Raw genomic sequence first — 15,235 nt, 5'->3', positions numbered from 1 at the left:
TAAGTCTTGCAAGTTTGTAAGTAATAAGCTTTGTAAGTCAATAAAAAATATTTTTTAAATTCGCGTTTATGTGTGTTTGGCAAGAATAGCGTCTAATATTATTTAGTAATCGTTATTTATGCATATTTACGCATACATTTTGCGCATGTATTACAAGTTAGGAAAGATAAAATGAGCGAAAATCAAAACAATCAGCCGACTCCTCGTCCAGAAAGCTTTGAGCTTGATCACACTAAAGTTAAAGCTCCATATGTTCGCTATATTGACACGCAAAAAGGCCCGAATGGAGACGTTATTTCTAATTACGATATTCGCTTAACTCAGCCTAACCAAGAGGCTATTCCTACGGGCGCTTTGCATACGATTGAGCATACGATTGCTGTTCTTTTGCGTCAGCGCATTGAAAGTTACATTGATTGCTCTCCATTTGGTTGCCGTACAGGATTCCACCTTTTAACTTGGGGCACTCATAGCACGGAAGATGTTGCGCGCGCGTTGAAGGAATCGCTTGAATTTATTGCGTACAAAGCTACTTGGGAAGATGTTCCAGCTACAACTATTGAATCTTGCGGAAACTACCGCGATCATAGTTTGTTTGGAGCGCGTCAATGGTGCAAAGATATTTTAGACAAGGGCATTAGCTCCGATCCTTTTGAGCGTAAGATTGTGTGACTTGTTGCGTTCGTTTGTGTAATACTGTAGAATCGCCATATTCTAAGCATAGGGGGGTGTATGTGTGAAATAAGATTGAGGAAAGCAACTCTTAGCGATCTAAAAGATATTGAAAATATTTATGAGAGAGCAAGAGTATTTATGGCAAATAATGGCAATCCTCATCAATGGGGAGATCGTTTTCCTCTAACATCTAGTGTTATAGAAGATATTCGTTTGAACCGTTTTAATCTTCTTGTAGACACGGACCCAGACTTTGGCAATGAGCGCATTTTGGCGCAATTTGCACTGTGCGAGGGCCTTGATGAAGTCTACGCAAAGATTGACGGAGCGTGGCTAGATGACGTTTTGCCATACGTTACAATCCATCGACTTGCATCTTCGGGAGTCAAGCCAAAAATGGCAAGAGAGTGTTTAAAATGGGCTAAGCTCAACTACTCTAATGTTAGAATCGACACTCATCCCGACAACTTGATTATGCAAAAAGTTATTTTGCGAGAAGGCTTTAGCAAGTGTGGTCTTGTTGTGATTCCAGATCGCGCGCATAGTGCAACTAGAATCGCGTATCAATGGTTGCGCTCGCATAATCATGTAATACGGTATTAGCGGTATTTGCTGTATTTGCAGTATTAAAATGTAAGTCAAAATTAGTTGCAGATATAGTAGACAAAAAATAAATATAAAAGTAAAAATTAAACATAAAGCTAAAAACTAAAAGTAAAGGCGTGAGATATGTGTAAAAATTCGAGTATACAAGTGATTTTGCAAGAAAACTACGCTCGCGCCTTAAGTACATACCCGGGTCAGGTAATCGTTGATTTAAAAGCGCTCAGGGATAATATGCGAACGCTGATTGAGCGTGTTTCTAAAGATTTGCAGCCTGGGCAAAAGTCGCCAGCAGTTATGGGAGTTGTTAAAGCAGACGCTTATGGTCACGGGCTTATTCCTAGTGCGCTTGCAGCTCTAGCAGGAGGAGCAACTTGGCTTGGCACAGCTCAACCTTACGAGGCTTTGCGACTTCGCGCGTCTGGAATTGATTCAAGCAGATGCCGTATTCTTACGTGGCTTACTAGCGCTCCAACGTCTCTTTTTGCTGATTTAATAAACGCGGATATTGATATTTCTGTTGGCTCGCTTGATTCTATTGATGCTGTTGCGCTCGCTGCTAAATCGGTTGGCGCCGCTGCGCGCGTACACGTTAAGGTAGATACGGGATTTGGCAGAAACGGTTTTACGCCTGCAGGTTTTAGTGATGCTCTAGAAAAACTTAGTGAATATTCTAGTCAGGGATTAATCGAAGTTATTGGGCAATGGAGTCACTTAGCTGTTGCTGATTGCCCAGACGTTCCAGAGTTTGTGGCATCTACAGATAGGCAAATTGAGCAATTCCACGATTTTACTCGCAGAATGCGCGAAGCTGGGTTGGAGCCTAAAATCCGACATTTAGCTAATACGGCTGCAACTCTTAACAGACCAGAGATACGATTTGAGCTTGTTCGCCCAGGAATTGGATTGTACGGATACGAGCCAGACCCCGTTATGGGAGCGCCTCAAACTTACGACTTGCGTCCAGCTATGACTTTACAAGCGCAATTAGGAACAGTTAAATCTGTAGAAGCAGGTCACGGCATTTCGTACGGCCGCACGTATTTAACGCCAGACAATACAAGCACAGCAATCGTTCCACTCGGCTATGCGGATGGCATTTTGCGCGCCGCTAGCGGATACGATATGCAAGGATCTCGGCATGTTAATAAGCCTGGAGGACCAGTGCGCGTAGAAACTAATAACGGTGCTAGGATTTTGCATGTTTCGGGGCGCGTTTGCATGGATCAATTTATTGTTGACTTAAAAGGCAGTGCTAAAGAGCTTGGGGTTAAAGAAGGAGATACAGTCAGGCTTTTTGGGTCAGGCAGAGGTATTGAATATGCGGAGCCGACGGCAGACGATTGGGCGGCGGCTGCAGGAACAATAAGCTACGAGATTATGACTGGGATTGGCCCTAGAGTTCCTCGATTGTATAAGAATGCTTACGAAGTTTTGCCTAAAAAAGACATAAAAATGTTGGATGAAAAAAGCTTAATCTAAATATTTTGTGATTTGCGGCTTGCGATTAGTTGAAGAGGTTTTTAATGTGTAACGATGTGATTGCTTCCGATAACGAAGTTGTTGGCGAATACAGCTTGCACGATACTGAGAGATGGGCTAGCGAGCCTCACCACACGCGCGCTCGCACTCCGTTTGAACGAGACAGAGCCAGAATAATCCACTCTTCAGCGCTTAGAAGACTCGGCGCTAAAAGCCAAGTGCTTGTAGCAGGCTCCGACGATTTTGCTCGAACGCGCTTAACGCACACGTTGGAAGTTGCGCAAATTGGTCGCCAGATTGCTTCGATGCTTGGCGCGGATCCAGATGTTGTAGATTGCGCTTGCTTAGCTCACGACTTAGGTCATCCTCCTTTTGGTCATAATGGCGAGCGCGCGCTTGCTCAAATCGCCAGCAATATTGGTGGTTTTGAAGGAAATGCTCAAACTCTTAGACTTTTAACGCGTTTAGAGCCTAAAGTTTTTAGAGAAAATGGCGCTAGCGCAGGAGTAAACCTTACGCGTGCAAGCTTGGATGCTGCTGTTAAATATCCTTGGGGTTTTGATGAAGCAAAAGCGCACGATAAAGGCGAGCGTGACTTAAAATTCTGCGTTTACCCAGACGATAGGGAAGTTTTTGATTGGCTAAAGTCTGGCTCTCCTCGCGAATTAAAGCCTATGGAATGCCAGATTATGGATCTTTCCGATGATATTGCATATAGTGTTCACGATATTGAAGACGCGATTGTGACTGGAGCTTTTAACACGGAGCTTGTTTGGGATTCAAGCGTTGCGGATCAAGTTGTTCAAGAAGCTCATAATTGGTATGGCAGCCAGTGGGATGCGGATAGTCTTTTGGCGGCTTTTAAGCGTTTGCGTGCTCTTAACATGTTCCCTGATTCTTATGACGGTTCTAGAAGGTCGCTTGCGCATTTAAAGAATATTACTAGTGCTTTAATTGGCAGGTTTGCAAGCTCAGTTGAGAGAGCAACTCGAGAAAAATATGGGAGCGGTGCTTTGATTCGCTACCGCGCAAATGTTGTTATTCCGCCAGAAACATCTTACGAGATAATCGTTCTTAAAAGCTTGGCTGTGCATTTTATAATCCAACCTAGAGAGCGCGAGTTTTATAAGCGTGAGCAAAAGATTCTAACAGATTTGGTTGAAGTTTTTATGAGCAAGTCTCCAAGAGCGCACGATGCTATGGAATCTGTGTTTATAAGTGATTGGAATACTTGCTCTAGCGAAGACGAGCGTTTAAGAGTTGCGATTGATCAAGTTGCAAGTCTTACAGATGGATCGGCTACAGCTCTTCATGCCGCTTTGTGCTAAATTTGCATTTATCTTGCGCGAGTGTTTTATAGCCGCTGGCTTGCGATAAGCTAGAGATTATGGCTGGAATGATTGTAAAAGAAGACGTTGAGCGTGTGCGCGCTGCTGCAGATTTGTACGATATTGTATCTGCAACTGTTACGCTTAAGCCTTCTGGAACGGGTACTTTTGTGGGGCTTTGCCCGTTTCACGATGAAAAAACGCCTAGTTTTAGCGTTCGTCCAAGCTTAGGTGTCTGGCATTGCTTTGGTTGCGGTGCTGGTGGAGATGTTTTTAAGTATGTTGAGCAAAAAGAAAACATTGATTTTCGCGAGGCAGTAGAACTGTTGGCAGATCGATACCACGTTGAAGTTCATTATGACCAATCGCAAGCTGGTAAAGATAGTGCTCACGCAGGTTCTAAGCGTGCTCGTCTTATAGAAGCAAATGAGGAAGCTCAGCGTTTTTTCGTGTCCCAAATCAACTCTAAAGAAGCAGCTCCAGCTCGTAGTTTGCTTGCTGGACGTAATTTTACTCAAGCGCAATGTGAACGTTTTGGTTGCGGATATGCGCCGAATAGTTGGGATACTCTAGTTAGATATTTGTCTAATAAGGGTTTTACTCGTCAAGAATTATTGGACGCAGGTTTAGCACGCCAAGGTCAGCGCGGAATTTACGATTATTTTCGCGGCAGATTAACGTGGCCTATTCGCGATTCTACAGGCAGAACTTTGGGTTTTGGCGCTAGAAAGCTTTATGACGACGATTCTATTAGTGCAAAGTACATTAACACTCCAGATACTGTGTTGTATAGAAAAACGCAGGTTCTTTATGGAATTGACATTGCTAAATCGAATATTGTTAAAAAGCGTCAAGTTGTGATTGTGGAAGGCTATACGGATGTTATGGCTTGCCATTTAGCTGGTGTAGATACTGCTGTTGCAACTTGTGGAACGGCTTTTGGTGCGGAGCATGCGAAGATTATTCGCCGTCTTATTGCAGACGATTCTTTGGGAGCGATTCAGCTTGTGGGGCCTGTAAAAGTAGAAGGTCAAAAAGTTAGTTCGCGTATTGTTTTTACTTTCGATGGAGATGCTGCAGGTCAGAAAGCTGCGTTACATGCTTTTGGCTTAGATTCAGCGTTTTTAACACAGACTTTTGTTGCTGTTGCAGATAACAATTTAGACCCTTGTGATTTGCGTATTCAAAGGGGAGATGAGGCTGTTCGCTCTTTGATTGCGCGCGCTAATCCTCTTTACGATTTTGTAATCGACACTGTTATTCGTAAGTTTGACACGTCTTTTGCAACAGGGCAGATGGGTGCTGTTAAGGCGGTTGCTCCTCTTGTTGCGCAAATTCGAGATAGGTCTTTGTTGGACTTGTACACTAGGAAAGCTGTTAGAAATATTGGTGTTGATTTAGACGTTATGCGTAGGGAAGTGGAGTCTAATAGAAGGCGATTGCATGTTATAGACGATGACGCTTATTCTAAAAGCTATTCTTCTATCGTTTCCGCGGATTCTCGCGTATTTGATCAGCGTTCTCAAAGCATGAATGAAGCTGCTTTAAAAACAGCTATGCTTAGAAGCGCGTACAAAAATCAAAGTTACTACAAGGTTGACGATTCCGTGTTTATGTGTGAGCAGCAATTTATGGCTGTTCTTATGCAATCTCCTTTAGCGTTTAACAGTCAGCTTTTTGCGCAGCTTACTTTGAATAATTTTATTACGCCAGTTTTTAGAACGCTTTTTCAGGCTTTTGTGGCAGCTGGGGGATTGCCTACTTCAAATGTAAGTCAAGGATTATGGCTTCATATTATAACTAAAGCTGCTGGCCCTATGTTAGAAGGTGTTATTAACGAGCTTTCTGTAATGCCTCTTCCATTGTCTTTAAGCAAGGGCTTAAGTAGCGCTTCTTCGCTTAACTCGTCGGCTGCTTACGACTATAGTGGCGAAAGCGCTAAAGGCGGACCATCTGATCTTTTGCGCGTTCCTAGTGAAGAAGAGCAAAAGTACGCAAACGAGCTGCTTATTAAGCTTCTAGACGTTGGTTTTATGCGAAAAATCGGAGCTTTTAAAGTTCGTATGAGTAAGCTTCCTGATGGTCAAGAAAAGCTTACTCTTTTAGGTCAAATCACTAAAATGGAAAGCGCTCGAAAAGACCTTCAGTCGCAAATTCTATAATGTGTATCAATATTGTATTTACGTCCTAATGCTGTTTACTTTACTTTTTAACGTTTCTTATTTTCATATTTTCATACGTATTTGTGGAATATTTGGAGTGTATGTGATGAAATAATCCACACTGCAGATTTAATTGCAATGTGGATTATTAAATTAATAAATTAACAATATTTTATTATTAATCAAGTTGCTCTCTGTATATAGCACTTGCTATAGAACACGTCGGATCTATAAATGGAATCAGAGTGGATTGGAAAGCATGATAAGTGTCTGATTTTCCTGGCCATACAGTATTTAAAACATTGTTTTTATCATCGAGTTGATGGAACCACGAACCGTTAGAATGATCAATGACTGAGTGGTCTAGATATTTGCAGAATTCTTTATACCAAGTAGCATATTGCTTATTTTTAGTGATTCTGTAAAGCGTTGATGATGTATTAATGGCTTCTGCTAGTGTCCAATGCATACGGTCGTGGACTATAGGCTTTCCATTCCAATCTGTTGTGTATACGATACCTGGTTGCCCATCGGCATTCCATCCATCTTTTAATGCTTGGTTAAACAAATTTTCTGCAGCGTTTAATGCTTCTCTTCGCTGTTTGCAATCTTCCTTATAGTAACTGTATGCCCATTGGAGTATTAATCTTGACCATTCGATTCCATGACCTGGTGTTGCACCGTATGGTTTAAATTGGTCATCTTTTTTGTCTTTATTATATTCTAAGTCTGCTTGCCATTGATCGTTGAAATGTTCTGGTATTCGCCAATTGTTGTTAGATGCCCAATTGATTACGTGGCTGATTATGCGCTTTGCGCGTTCTCTATATTTTTCATCTCCTGTGCTATCAGCTACTGCAAGAAATGCTTCTGTTGTATGCATGTTTGCATTAAGCCCGCGATAAGAATCAAGCTTATTGAAGCTTGTATCCCATGTGTCTACTGTTAAACCTATTTCATTATTCCAGAAGTACTTATCGAATACTTTTAATGCATCTTCTAATAGTTGTTTTGCTCGTTCATGTCCTGCTAGTAGTGCGCTTGATGCGGCTAGTATAACGAATGCGTGAGTGTAACAAATTTTGTCTTTTTCAGGTTCTTTGTTCCAACTTACTTGTGGATACCATCCTCCGTGTTCGTTGTCGTGTAAAGGACCTAATAGTCCGTCGAGTCCTCGTTCAACAAGTTGATTCGCTTCTTTGTATCCTAACATTTCTCCTATTGAGTAAACATGAGTCATTCGTGCTGTAATCCATGTTTGTACTCCGCGTGTTTTATCTAGTGTTCCGTCTGTGTTGAGCCATCCTGACCCTCCTATTGGTGCTGGGAAGTTTTTTGCGAAATCAAGTAATTGTTTTGTTTGTTCTGCCATGAATATTCTGTTGGCTTGTGTGTCAAACGTATATTTAGTTGTTTCAAAATCTTGCATTATTGTCCTTTCGTAGATTGTAATTTTAAAATTGAATCAACAGAGTCATGTGTTATGTTAGGGATGAATAATTGCCTATCTTCATTTATGCTGTTTATATGCTGTCTACAGATAATTATTCCAATTAGAAAATATCATCTTTAATATTTTCTGAAGTTTCTAACAGCTCATCACTATATATGGACAATTACTCTTTGCTGATTAAATATTATAACTTTGGTTAGCAAAATTCAGGTTTATTTCCCAAAATTCATAACAGTTATGAATTTTTATTAATTACTGTCTTTTGTCATAAACTTTTACTGATTTAATATCGTATACTTGTTTTGTCTTTATATGTTAGATATGCGATTTATGCGTATGTGATTTGCGTGTACGTGATTTACGTATAAATGTTTAATTGTGTAAGAAAGAAGTGTAGAAACTATGTTTTTATTACCTGAGCAGCAATTAAATCGCTGTACAAGAGTTATGCAACAACGCTTATACCCGCATATAAATACTGTTTTATTGCATTGTAAAATTCGAGCGTATGAGATTGCTGGAGAACCTATTTCTTCTAACGAATTCTTTTCTAAGTTAAAAAGAAACGATATTGTGTTTCATTCATTCAATGTTCCAAGCGTTTGGGGAACAACTTGGGGAACAACGTGGTTTGAGATATCAGGGTCGATTGATCTTTCAAAGGTAAAGGGGTGCAAAGTTGAGCTAAATGTTGATTTAGGTTGGATTAGTAATCTTTTCCCTGGTTTTCAAGCTGAAGGATTAGTGTATAACGTTGACGGAAGAGTTATAAAAGCTGTAAACCCTTGTAATCATTGGGTTCCGTTGATTGATGAGCATAATAATCGTTCGATTAGTATTGATGAAAATGGTAATTTTACTTTATATTTGGAAGCTGCAGACAATCCATTTGTTGAAGGACCTACTGCGTTTTCTCCTACTGATTTAGGTGAGCGTGCTACTGGAAAAACCGAATGCCAATATATGTTGAAGTATGTTGACGTTACTGTTTTTAATCGTAATATTTTTGATTATTATATGGATCTTGAGACTGTAAGTTCTTTGATGCGAGAATTGAATGACGATAATCCGCGATACTGGAAACTAGCTAAAGCTTTACAGCGCTCCTTAAATGCCTATGATGAACATGATTCTTCTACTGTTCAAAATGCTCGTAATATGTTGTCTAATGTATTAAGTCAGCCCGCGGCGGCAAGTTCTCTAAGGCATATTGCTGTTGGACATGCTCATATTGACTCTGCTTGGCAATGGCCTGTGCGCGAGACGCACAGGAAAGTCGCACGCACAATATCTAACGTTTTAGCTCTTATGGATGAGGATCCTGATTGTACTTATGCTATGAGTTCTGCTCAACAATACGAGTGGCTAGAAAACGAGCATCCCGATTTATTTGAGCGTATGAAAAATAGGATTAAAGAAGGACGTTTTATACCTGTTGGTGGTATGTGGGTTGAGTCCGATGTAATTATGCCATGTGGTGAATCTTTAATTCGACAAATGACTTTTGGTAAGCGCTATTTTAAGGAGCATTTTGGTGTTGATCCGCATGGCATTTGGCTCCCAGACAGTTTTGGCTATACTGGCGCATTGCCTCAACTTGCTCGCCGCGCTGGATTTGATTGGTTTTTAACTCAAAAGATTTCTTGGAATGATACCACTAAATTCCCACATCATTCATTCCTTTGGGAAGGAATAGACGGTTCTAGGATTTTAGCTCATTTTCCTCCATCTAATACTTATGCTTCATCTGTGAGCATGCATGAGTTAGTTTATTCTCAACGCAATTTTTTGGATAAAGATTTATCTGATCACGCAATATTGTTATACGGTTTTGGCGATGGCGGTGGAGGGCCTACTCGCGAAATGACTGCTCGTATTAGGCGTGATCGTAATTTAGAGGGTGCTCCTAGAGTTGATTTCGGCACTCCTGATGAGTTATTTGAAAAAATACGAAAAGATATTGTTGACGATTCAAATTGCAATACGCCAGTGTTTAAGGGTGAGCTTTATCTAGAGTTGCATAGAAAAACTCTTACTTCTCAGCAAGATATGAAGCGTTATTGCCGCATGGAGGAATCATTGTTGCGTGTGGCTGAATATCTTGTTGTTTTAGCTCGAGTGTATGCGCCAGAATATCGTTTCAATAACGATGAGCTTACTAGAATTTGGAAGACTTTATTATTGAACCAGTTCCATGATATTCTTCCAGGTTCTGCTATTGCATGGGTTCATAGGCAAGCTAGAGAAGAATATGCTAGAGATATTTCTTGTTTACGTAAAATTATTTCAGATATTGCCAATGCGATTGTAAAAGCTAACAGCACGGTTAACGCGGTTAATGCGCGTGAAAATGTAAAGTTGTTGACTTATACAGGTAAAAATGAGGTCGCTTGGAATTTATATCAATGTAGTGAAAGCTGTAAAAATAATACAACAACTGTAAAACACAAAAATGATGGTGGAGTAATTCTTAATAATGGTGTTTTAAGTGTGACTATTGAACGCGATGGCACAGTATCTTCTGTTGAAGATATTAAATTTAATCGTGAGCTAATCCCATCTGGTTATCGCATGGCGCAATATGAGATATTAAAAGATGAGCCGTATCAGTGGGATGCATGGGATATTGAGCGAGATGCATTTATGAGGAATCGTAAGATTGATGATTCTTCAATTGTTGACGTTAAAGAGCTTTTATCGGGCGGTGTATCTGTTGAAATCTTGGCATGTAAAAAGGATGTTAAGATTCAAACAAGTATAATTTTAGAGCCATGTGTTAAACGACTTGATTTCCATGCGCAAGTTGATTGGAATGCTAAAGAGCAATTTCTAAAAGTAGATATGCCAACATCTGTATGTTCAGATAAGGCCCAGTATGAGTGCCAATATGGTTTAGTTGAAAGGCCAATAGTAAAAAATACTCGTAGTGATGATGCAAAGTTTGAATCATGCACACATAGGTTTGTTCGCATAGAAGATTCCTCGTATGCTGTTGCTGTTGCAAATTCGTCTACTTATGGCGCTGATACTGCTCCTATTGGCGATTATTCTTCATCTTATGGAACTATGCTCAGATTATCTTTGCTTTCTGCGCCTCTTTACCCCGATCCTAACACCGATCAAGGTAAGCATGAATTTACTTGGTCATTTATTGCTGATGCAAATATGGATTCAGTTCTAAGTACAGCTGATTTTTTGAATTCGCCAATTATTGATATGCTACCAGAAGTTGATCCATTGTTTACGATTCGCAGAAACTCAGGCCTAATTGCATTAGATTGGGTTAAGCTAGCTGACGATTGTTCTGGAGACATAATCTTGCGTATTTACGAGCCGTCTGGTGGATATGCAAATGGGCAAATAAAACTCAATAAAATCTTGCGTTATTCCTCAATTGAAGAGGTAGATCTTATGGAAATGCCAGTGCTGCATGGTATGCCTATATCTTTGCACAATAATAATGACGCGTTAAATGTAGAATTACGTCCTTTCCAACTATGTTCATTGCGTATTCGCATTGCATCTTAATGTTGATATTTTGTTTATATTTTGATGCTTTTGATTGCATATACCTTAATGATTATTGCGATTCGCAATATATTTAGCTAAAGCACGTATAGGATTATCTTTATGCATATAGTTAATTCCGAGCGCATTCATTATATGTACTATGATTGGTTGGTCAATATGCGCGCGTTTTATTATTTCAACATTCTGGAATGCAGATTCGATGCTCCCTTTGTATAGCACATTTCCGTTATCAAGTATGAGAGCATTTTGACAATTTTCGTATGCGAATTCCATGTCATGGGTGATAAATAATACTGTTACATTTATCGTATGTAAATAATTAAGTATTTTTACAAGTCGCATTTTTTGTGGTTTATCCAACCCACCAGTCACTTCATCCATAATAATAATATGTGGTTCTCTTAGTAGTGCAGATGCAATGTTAATAAATTTTCTTTCAGCGAATGACAAATTAAATGGGTTTGTATTTTCTTTATCGTTTAAACCAGTAAGATTCAGAACGCGACTGTAAAGATCATTGTTTATATTCTTTATCCCATATGTAATTTCTTTATGCACAGTGCTGTTAAAAATTTGATCATTTGGGTTTTGAAAAATATAACCAATGAGTGATGTAATATCGTGTTGCTTTAATGTCTTATATTGTTTTCCTTCAATAGTTATGTCTCCAGAAGTTGGCTGTAATAAATTATCTATTATTTTGGCGAGAGTGCTTTTACCTGCTCCATTGCTACCTATTATTGCGCATAATTCACCACTTTCGAATTCTATGTTTACGTGTTTTAGTATTCTGCAGGATTTTTCTTGTTTATCATTGTTTTTATTTTTTATTTTTTCATTTGAAGGATATTGAAAACTTACATCGTTCAATTTAATTGCGATGCTCATCGCATTTCTCCTTTAATAAAACTATTAATTCGCCTATATCTGTTATGTCAGGGGTTATTTGGATATCAAACTTACGTAACTTTTTCACAATTTTGACAACTTCTGGAATATCAATACAGTCAGAAGGGAAAGTTTCATCATAAAAAACATCATATTTATTTCCATAATGAGTGATAAAACCATTTTGAAGAACAATGATATTATCTGCATATTCCGCTAACAAATTTGTATCTTGTTCACTAATTATTACGGTATGTCCCTCGTCTTTGTATTTTTGTAGAAAATTATAAATATTTTTAGTTTCTTCTGGATCAAGTTGTGAAGTAGGTTCGTCAAGAATTAGTATTTCTGGATTATTAACTATAACGCACGCGATTGCAACGCGTTGAACCTGCCCTCCGGATAGGGTTAGTGGGTTTTGAAGCGCAAGTTGTTCTATGTTAAGTAATTGCATAACTTGTGTAACCAGACTCTCTATTTGTTGAATAGGGATACTGCGATTTTCTAAGCTGAATGCAATTTCTTCAAATACAGTTTTTTTGATATGACTCAACTGCGAAAAAGGATCGCTAAATACAAAGCCTACGCTGTCACATTCATTAGATTTTAATAAATCAATCGTGTTGTTTAATAGTATTTTTCCAGAATATTTTCCTTTATAGAAATGAGGAATATATCCCTTAAGAGATAAGCATAGACTTGATTTACCTGAAGTATTAGCGCCAATTACTCCATATATTTTCCCTGATTCTATCTGTATTGTTATGTTGCTTAAAGCTGGTTTTGAAGTAAGTGGATAAGTGTATGAAAAATTGCAAATATTATATGATATAACCATAAATTACTCTTCCTAGAATAAGAAAAACTAGTGTAATTGTTCCTATTGTTAATACCAATTTTTCGTGACCATTATGATTAACCTGTTTAATATATGTCTTTTTTTCTGAACTAAAAAAATTTCGCGAATCAAGCATCATTATGCGTTGCTCGATGTTTATTAATGAAGTAATAAATGCTGGAAGCAAAATCGAAGTAAATGTGCCAATTCTACGTATTAAATTTCCATTAAAGTTTATTCCACGACTTTTTTGCGAGGTTATGATTGCTTTAATTTGCACTTGTAAATAATCAATAGTTTGGAAAGTAGAAAGTATTATGAAACATGTTTTATTGCTCATCCCAAGTTTGTTTAAAGATATTGTAATATCTTCTATATCAGTTATTTGGAAAAAACATATGACTATAGTTGATATATTTAAGGTATTCATTCCGAGCGTTATAGAATTAGACAATGCTGTATCTGTAATCTGCAAAAAATTAAGACTTAATATTGTATTTCCTTGTCTACAGAAAGCGACTTGAAATATCGCAACAAATAATGAGAACATGGCTATACTTGATACGAGCTTATATCCATTCTTTTTTATTCCACATAGAATCATCAGAACAAGTAGAGCAACAAAATAGGGGAACAATAAAAGTCGCAAATTGTATAATGTGAATGAAAAAGTATTTAATATAATATCTACTAATATTAAATATATGGTCAATATAAATTTTGTTGTCGGGTATAGCGTCGCAAGTATCTTGGTATTTTTTACTTGATTAATAGTATCGATATAATGCATGTACATAATTACTTTTATCTCTGTATTTATATAGTAAACTCGATTTAATTTTTACTATTCAGAATCTGAATTTTTTAAATAAAGTAAACCTAATGGGAAAAGAAGCAGTAATTTATTGGGCAAGCATTTTATAACGCTTAAGCATATAATGATTGTTAATACTCTATCAACCCATGTAAAGAATCCTTCAGTAGAGAATACAGAAATCCAGATATTCATTCCAGATGCAGTTATTAAAGCCGCTATAATAGATGATCCTCCGCCAGTGAACCCGCTAAATACTAGGACTACAATCGGCGCTGAAATAATAATGGATATTGTTGCCATGATTATTGAAGAAATAAAAATTTTCATATAATTTGAAAACATTTTATGTTTTGCTAGAATACCAGCGCATAAGGCTAGAGCAATATTGACCACTATGAATGGAAGCATGGTTGGCATAGTGATTGATGAAATTATTGAAGATAGCATTCCAGTTGTTATTCCTACAAGTGGCCCAAAAATCATGCATGCAAATAAAGTACCTATAGTATCAAGGAAAATAGGTAGTTTTAGCATACCTGCTATAGTTCCAGAAATATAATTAACAGCAACACATAATGGTATTGTGACAACTGCAACAGTAGTAAATTCTTCCTTGAATGATTTAATTATCTGTTTCATGCAATCACTTCCTATTTGATTACTACAAATATTATCTTTTTGACTATTTAATTATCAAATGACATTTGTCATTTGATAATTAAATAGTCATAGAAGAGTATCTTTTATGTAGCAAAGCAAAATGTTGGTCCGTTATAACCAATTTTCCTCTTATGCTTGTTATAAGATTCTCTTTTTTCATGGATTCTAGATACCTGTATAAAGTTCGTAAATTAATATTTAGTATTTTTGCTAAATCTTCGCGAGTATATGGGCATATATACGGTCTATCTTTGTTTGCTTGAGTATATAAATAATATCCAATAATGTCAATTGATTCAAGTAGTCTTTTCGTTGCTGCTTCTTGCATTGTTCTTCCCGCTGTTTTTGCGAATATTGATAATACGCAATAGCAAATTTTGCCATTTTCTTGAACAATTTCGCGAAATAGCGAAGATGGAATTCTAAATACCAAACTTTTTTCTTCTGCCATAACGAAAGCAGTATAATGCGGTTCATTGGTAACGAGTTCAAAAAGTCCCAGTATTTCTATTGGTTCAATATTTGAAATAACTCCATCGTTACGATTTAAACTTCCTCGAACTGTAGCTTTACCATCTAAAAAGATATATACATATTTTGCTGCACTATTCATATTTATGAGAACATCATTAGTGTGATATGTTCGTATGAATTGGTGAGGAATGAGTTGTTTTGCTTTCTCTATTTTTACAATCGTACTCATGCTATCCGTTGCATCTAGTATAAATGCAAGCGCCGTTGCTATACATTTGTTGTTCATGATTTACTTTTACTCCTTAAGAACAAAATTAGTCATGA

General features: G+C 37.8%; 12 protein-coding genes. 6 read left to right on the top strand and 6 right to left on the bottom strand.

What is annotated here, in order from left to right; genetic code table 11:
* Nucleotides 1-171 precede the first annotated feature (171 nt).
* The 5 genes from HXT53_RS04170 to dnaG all read left to right on the top strand — a co-directional run bounded on the left by HXT53_RS04170 (nucleotide 172) and on the right by dnaG (nucleotide 6,250).
* A complete protein-coding gene (locus HXT53_RS04170; protein WP_421779997.1) occupies nucleotides 172-672 on the top strand; it encodes an S-ribosylhomocysteine lyase in 501 nt (166 codons plus the stop codon).
* A 60-nt stretch (nucleotides 673-732) separates the two neighbouring features.
* Entirely contained in the window at nucleotides 733-1,278 is a 546-nt protein-coding gene (locus HXT53_RS04165; RefSeq protein WP_013399624.1) for a GNAT family protein, read from the top strand.
* 126 nt (nucleotides 1,279-1,404) lie between these two features.
* Nucleotides 1,405-2,760, top strand: a complete 1,356-nt coding sequence (gene alr, locus HXT53_RS04160; protein ID WP_421779995.1) for an alanine racemase — start codon at nucleotides 1,405-1,407, stop codon at nucleotides 2,758-2,760.
* A 44-nt stretch (nucleotides 2,761-2,804) separates the two neighbouring features.
* A complete protein-coding gene (locus HXT53_RS04155; protein WP_174191137.1) occupies nucleotides 2,805-4,088 on the top strand; it encodes a deoxyguanosinetriphosphate triphosphohydrolase in 1,284 nt (427 codons plus the stop codon).
* Between the two features lie 59 nt (nucleotides 4,089-4,147).
* On the top strand, nucleotides 4,148-6,250 hold the full coding sequence (dnaG, locus tag HXT53_RS04150; RefSeq protein ID WP_174142860.1) for a DNA primase: 2,103 nt from the start codon (nucleotides 4,148-4,150) through the stop codon (nucleotides 6,248-6,250).
* 178 nt (nucleotides 6,251-6,428) lie between these two features.
* On the opposite strand, the gene HXT53_RS04145 is transcribed toward dnaG, so the two are convergent.
* The gene (locus HXT53_RS04145) at nucleotides 6,429-7,679 is read right to left on the bottom strand and encodes an AGE family epimerase/isomerase (protein ID WP_101891962.1); all 1,251 of its coding nucleotides are present in this window, start codon (nucleotides 7,677-7,679) and stop codon (nucleotides 6,429-6,431) included.
* A gap of 426 nt (nucleotides 7,680-8,105) precedes the next feature.
* On the opposite strand from HXT53_RS04145, the gene HXT53_RS04140 reads away from it, so the two are divergent.
* Nucleotides 8,106-11,231, top strand: coding sequence for an alpha-mannosidase (locus HXT53_RS04140; protein WP_174142859.1), 3,126 nt, complete (start codon nucleotides 8,106-8,108; stop codon nucleotides 11,229-11,231).
* A gap of 45 nt (nucleotides 11,232-11,276) precedes the next feature.
* Here the strand turns inward: HXT53_RS04140 and HXT53_RS04135 are convergent, their stop codons facing one another.
* From HXT53_RS04135 to HXT53_RS04115, 5 genes are all read right to left on the bottom strand, one after another.
* A complete protein-coding gene (locus HXT53_RS04135; protein ID WP_020760366.1) occupies nucleotides 11,277-12,122 on the bottom strand; it encodes an energy-coupling factor ABC transporter ATP-binding protein in 846 nt (281 codons plus the stop codon).
* On the bottom strand, nucleotides 12,106-12,960 hold the full coding sequence (locus HXT53_RS04130) for an energy-coupling factor ABC transporter ATP-binding protein (RefSeq protein ID WP_020760367.1): 855 nt from the start codon (nucleotides 12,958-12,960) through the stop codon (nucleotides 12,106-12,108). The genes HXT53_RS04135 and HXT53_RS04130 overlap by 17 nt, the downstream gene beginning before the upstream one ends.
* On the bottom strand, nucleotides 12,944-13,564 hold the full coding sequence (locus tag HXT53_RS04125) for an energy-coupling factor transporter transmembrane component T (RefSeq protein ID WP_230479200.1): 621 nt from the start codon (nucleotides 13,562-13,564) through the stop codon (nucleotides 12,944-12,946). Before HXT53_RS04125 ends, HXT53_RS04130 begins: the two co-directional genes overlap by 17 nt.
* A gap of 240 nt (nucleotides 13,565-13,804) precedes the next feature.
* On the bottom strand, nucleotides 13,805-14,416 hold the full coding sequence (locus tag HXT53_RS04120; RefSeq protein ID WP_013399619.1) for an ECF transporter S component: 612 nt from the start codon (nucleotides 14,414-14,416) through the stop codon (nucleotides 13,805-13,807).
* Nucleotides 14,417-14,495: 79 nt separating this feature from the next.
* Nucleotides 14,496-15,197 (bottom strand): Crp/Fnr family transcriptional regulator, encoded by a 702-nt coding sequence (locus HXT53_RS04115; RefSeq protein ID WP_004113553.1) that lies wholly within the window; start codon nucleotides 15,195-15,197, stop codon nucleotides 14,496-14,498.
* Between the last annotated feature and the right edge of the window lie 38 nt (nucleotides 15,198-15,235).

It is taken from the genome of Gardnerella sp. KA00390 (assembly GCF_049244075.1).
GTDB classification, from domain to species: Bacteria; Actinomycetota; Actinomycetes; order Actinomycetales; family Bifidobacteriaceae; genus Bifidobacterium; species Bifidobacterium vaginale.
This window is presented reverse-complemented; position numbering and strand designations above follow the sequence as displayed.

Bases quoted from the DNA above. Each gene is read 5' to 3' on its own strand.
- HXT53_RS04155 (WP_174191137.1), top strand. From the start codon at position 2,805: ATGTGTAACGATGTGATTGCTTCCGATAACGAAGTTGTTGGCGAATAC.
- HXT53_RS04130 (WP_020760367.1), bottom strand. From the start codon at position 12,960: ATGGTTATATCATATAATATTTGCAATTTTTCATACACTTATCCACTT.
- dnaG (WP_174142860.1), top strand. From the start codon at position 4,148: ATGGCTGGAATGATTGTAAAAGAAGACGTTGAGCGTGTGCGCGCTGCT.
- HXT53_RS04120 (WP_013399619.1), bottom strand. From the start codon at position 14,416: ATGAAACAGATAATTAAATCATTCAAGGAAGAATTTACTACTGTTGCA.
- HXT53_RS04115 (WP_004113553.1), bottom strand. From the start codon at position 15,197: ATGAACAACAAATGTATAGCAACGGCGCTTGCATTTATACTAGATGCA.
- alr (WP_421779995.1), top strand. From the start codon at position 1,405: ATGTGTAAAAATTCGAGTATACAAGTGATTTTGCAAGAAAACTACGCT.
- HXT53_RS04145 (WP_101891962.1), bottom strand. From the start codon at position 7,679: ATGCAAGATTTTGAAACAACTAAATATACGTTTGACACACAAGCCAAC.
- HXT53_RS04165 (WP_013399624.1), top strand. From the start codon at position 733: ATGTGTGAAATAAGATTGAGGAAAGCAACTCTTAGCGATCTAAAAGAT.
- HXT53_RS04170 (WP_421779997.1), top strand. From the start codon at position 172: ATGAGCGAAAATCAAAACAATCAGCCGACTCCTCGTCCAGAAAGCTTT.
- HXT53_RS04140 (WP_174142859.1), top strand. From the start codon at position 8,106: ATGTTTTTATTACCTGAGCAGCAATTAAATCGCTGTACAAGAGTTATG.
- HXT53_RS04125 (WP_230479200.1), bottom strand. From the start codon at position 13,564: ATGATTCTATGTGGAATAAAAAAGAATGGATATAAGCTCGTATCAAGT.
- HXT53_RS04135 (WP_020760366.1), bottom strand. From the start codon at position 12,122: ATGAGCATCGCAATTAAATTGAACGATGTAAGTTTTCAATATCCTTCA.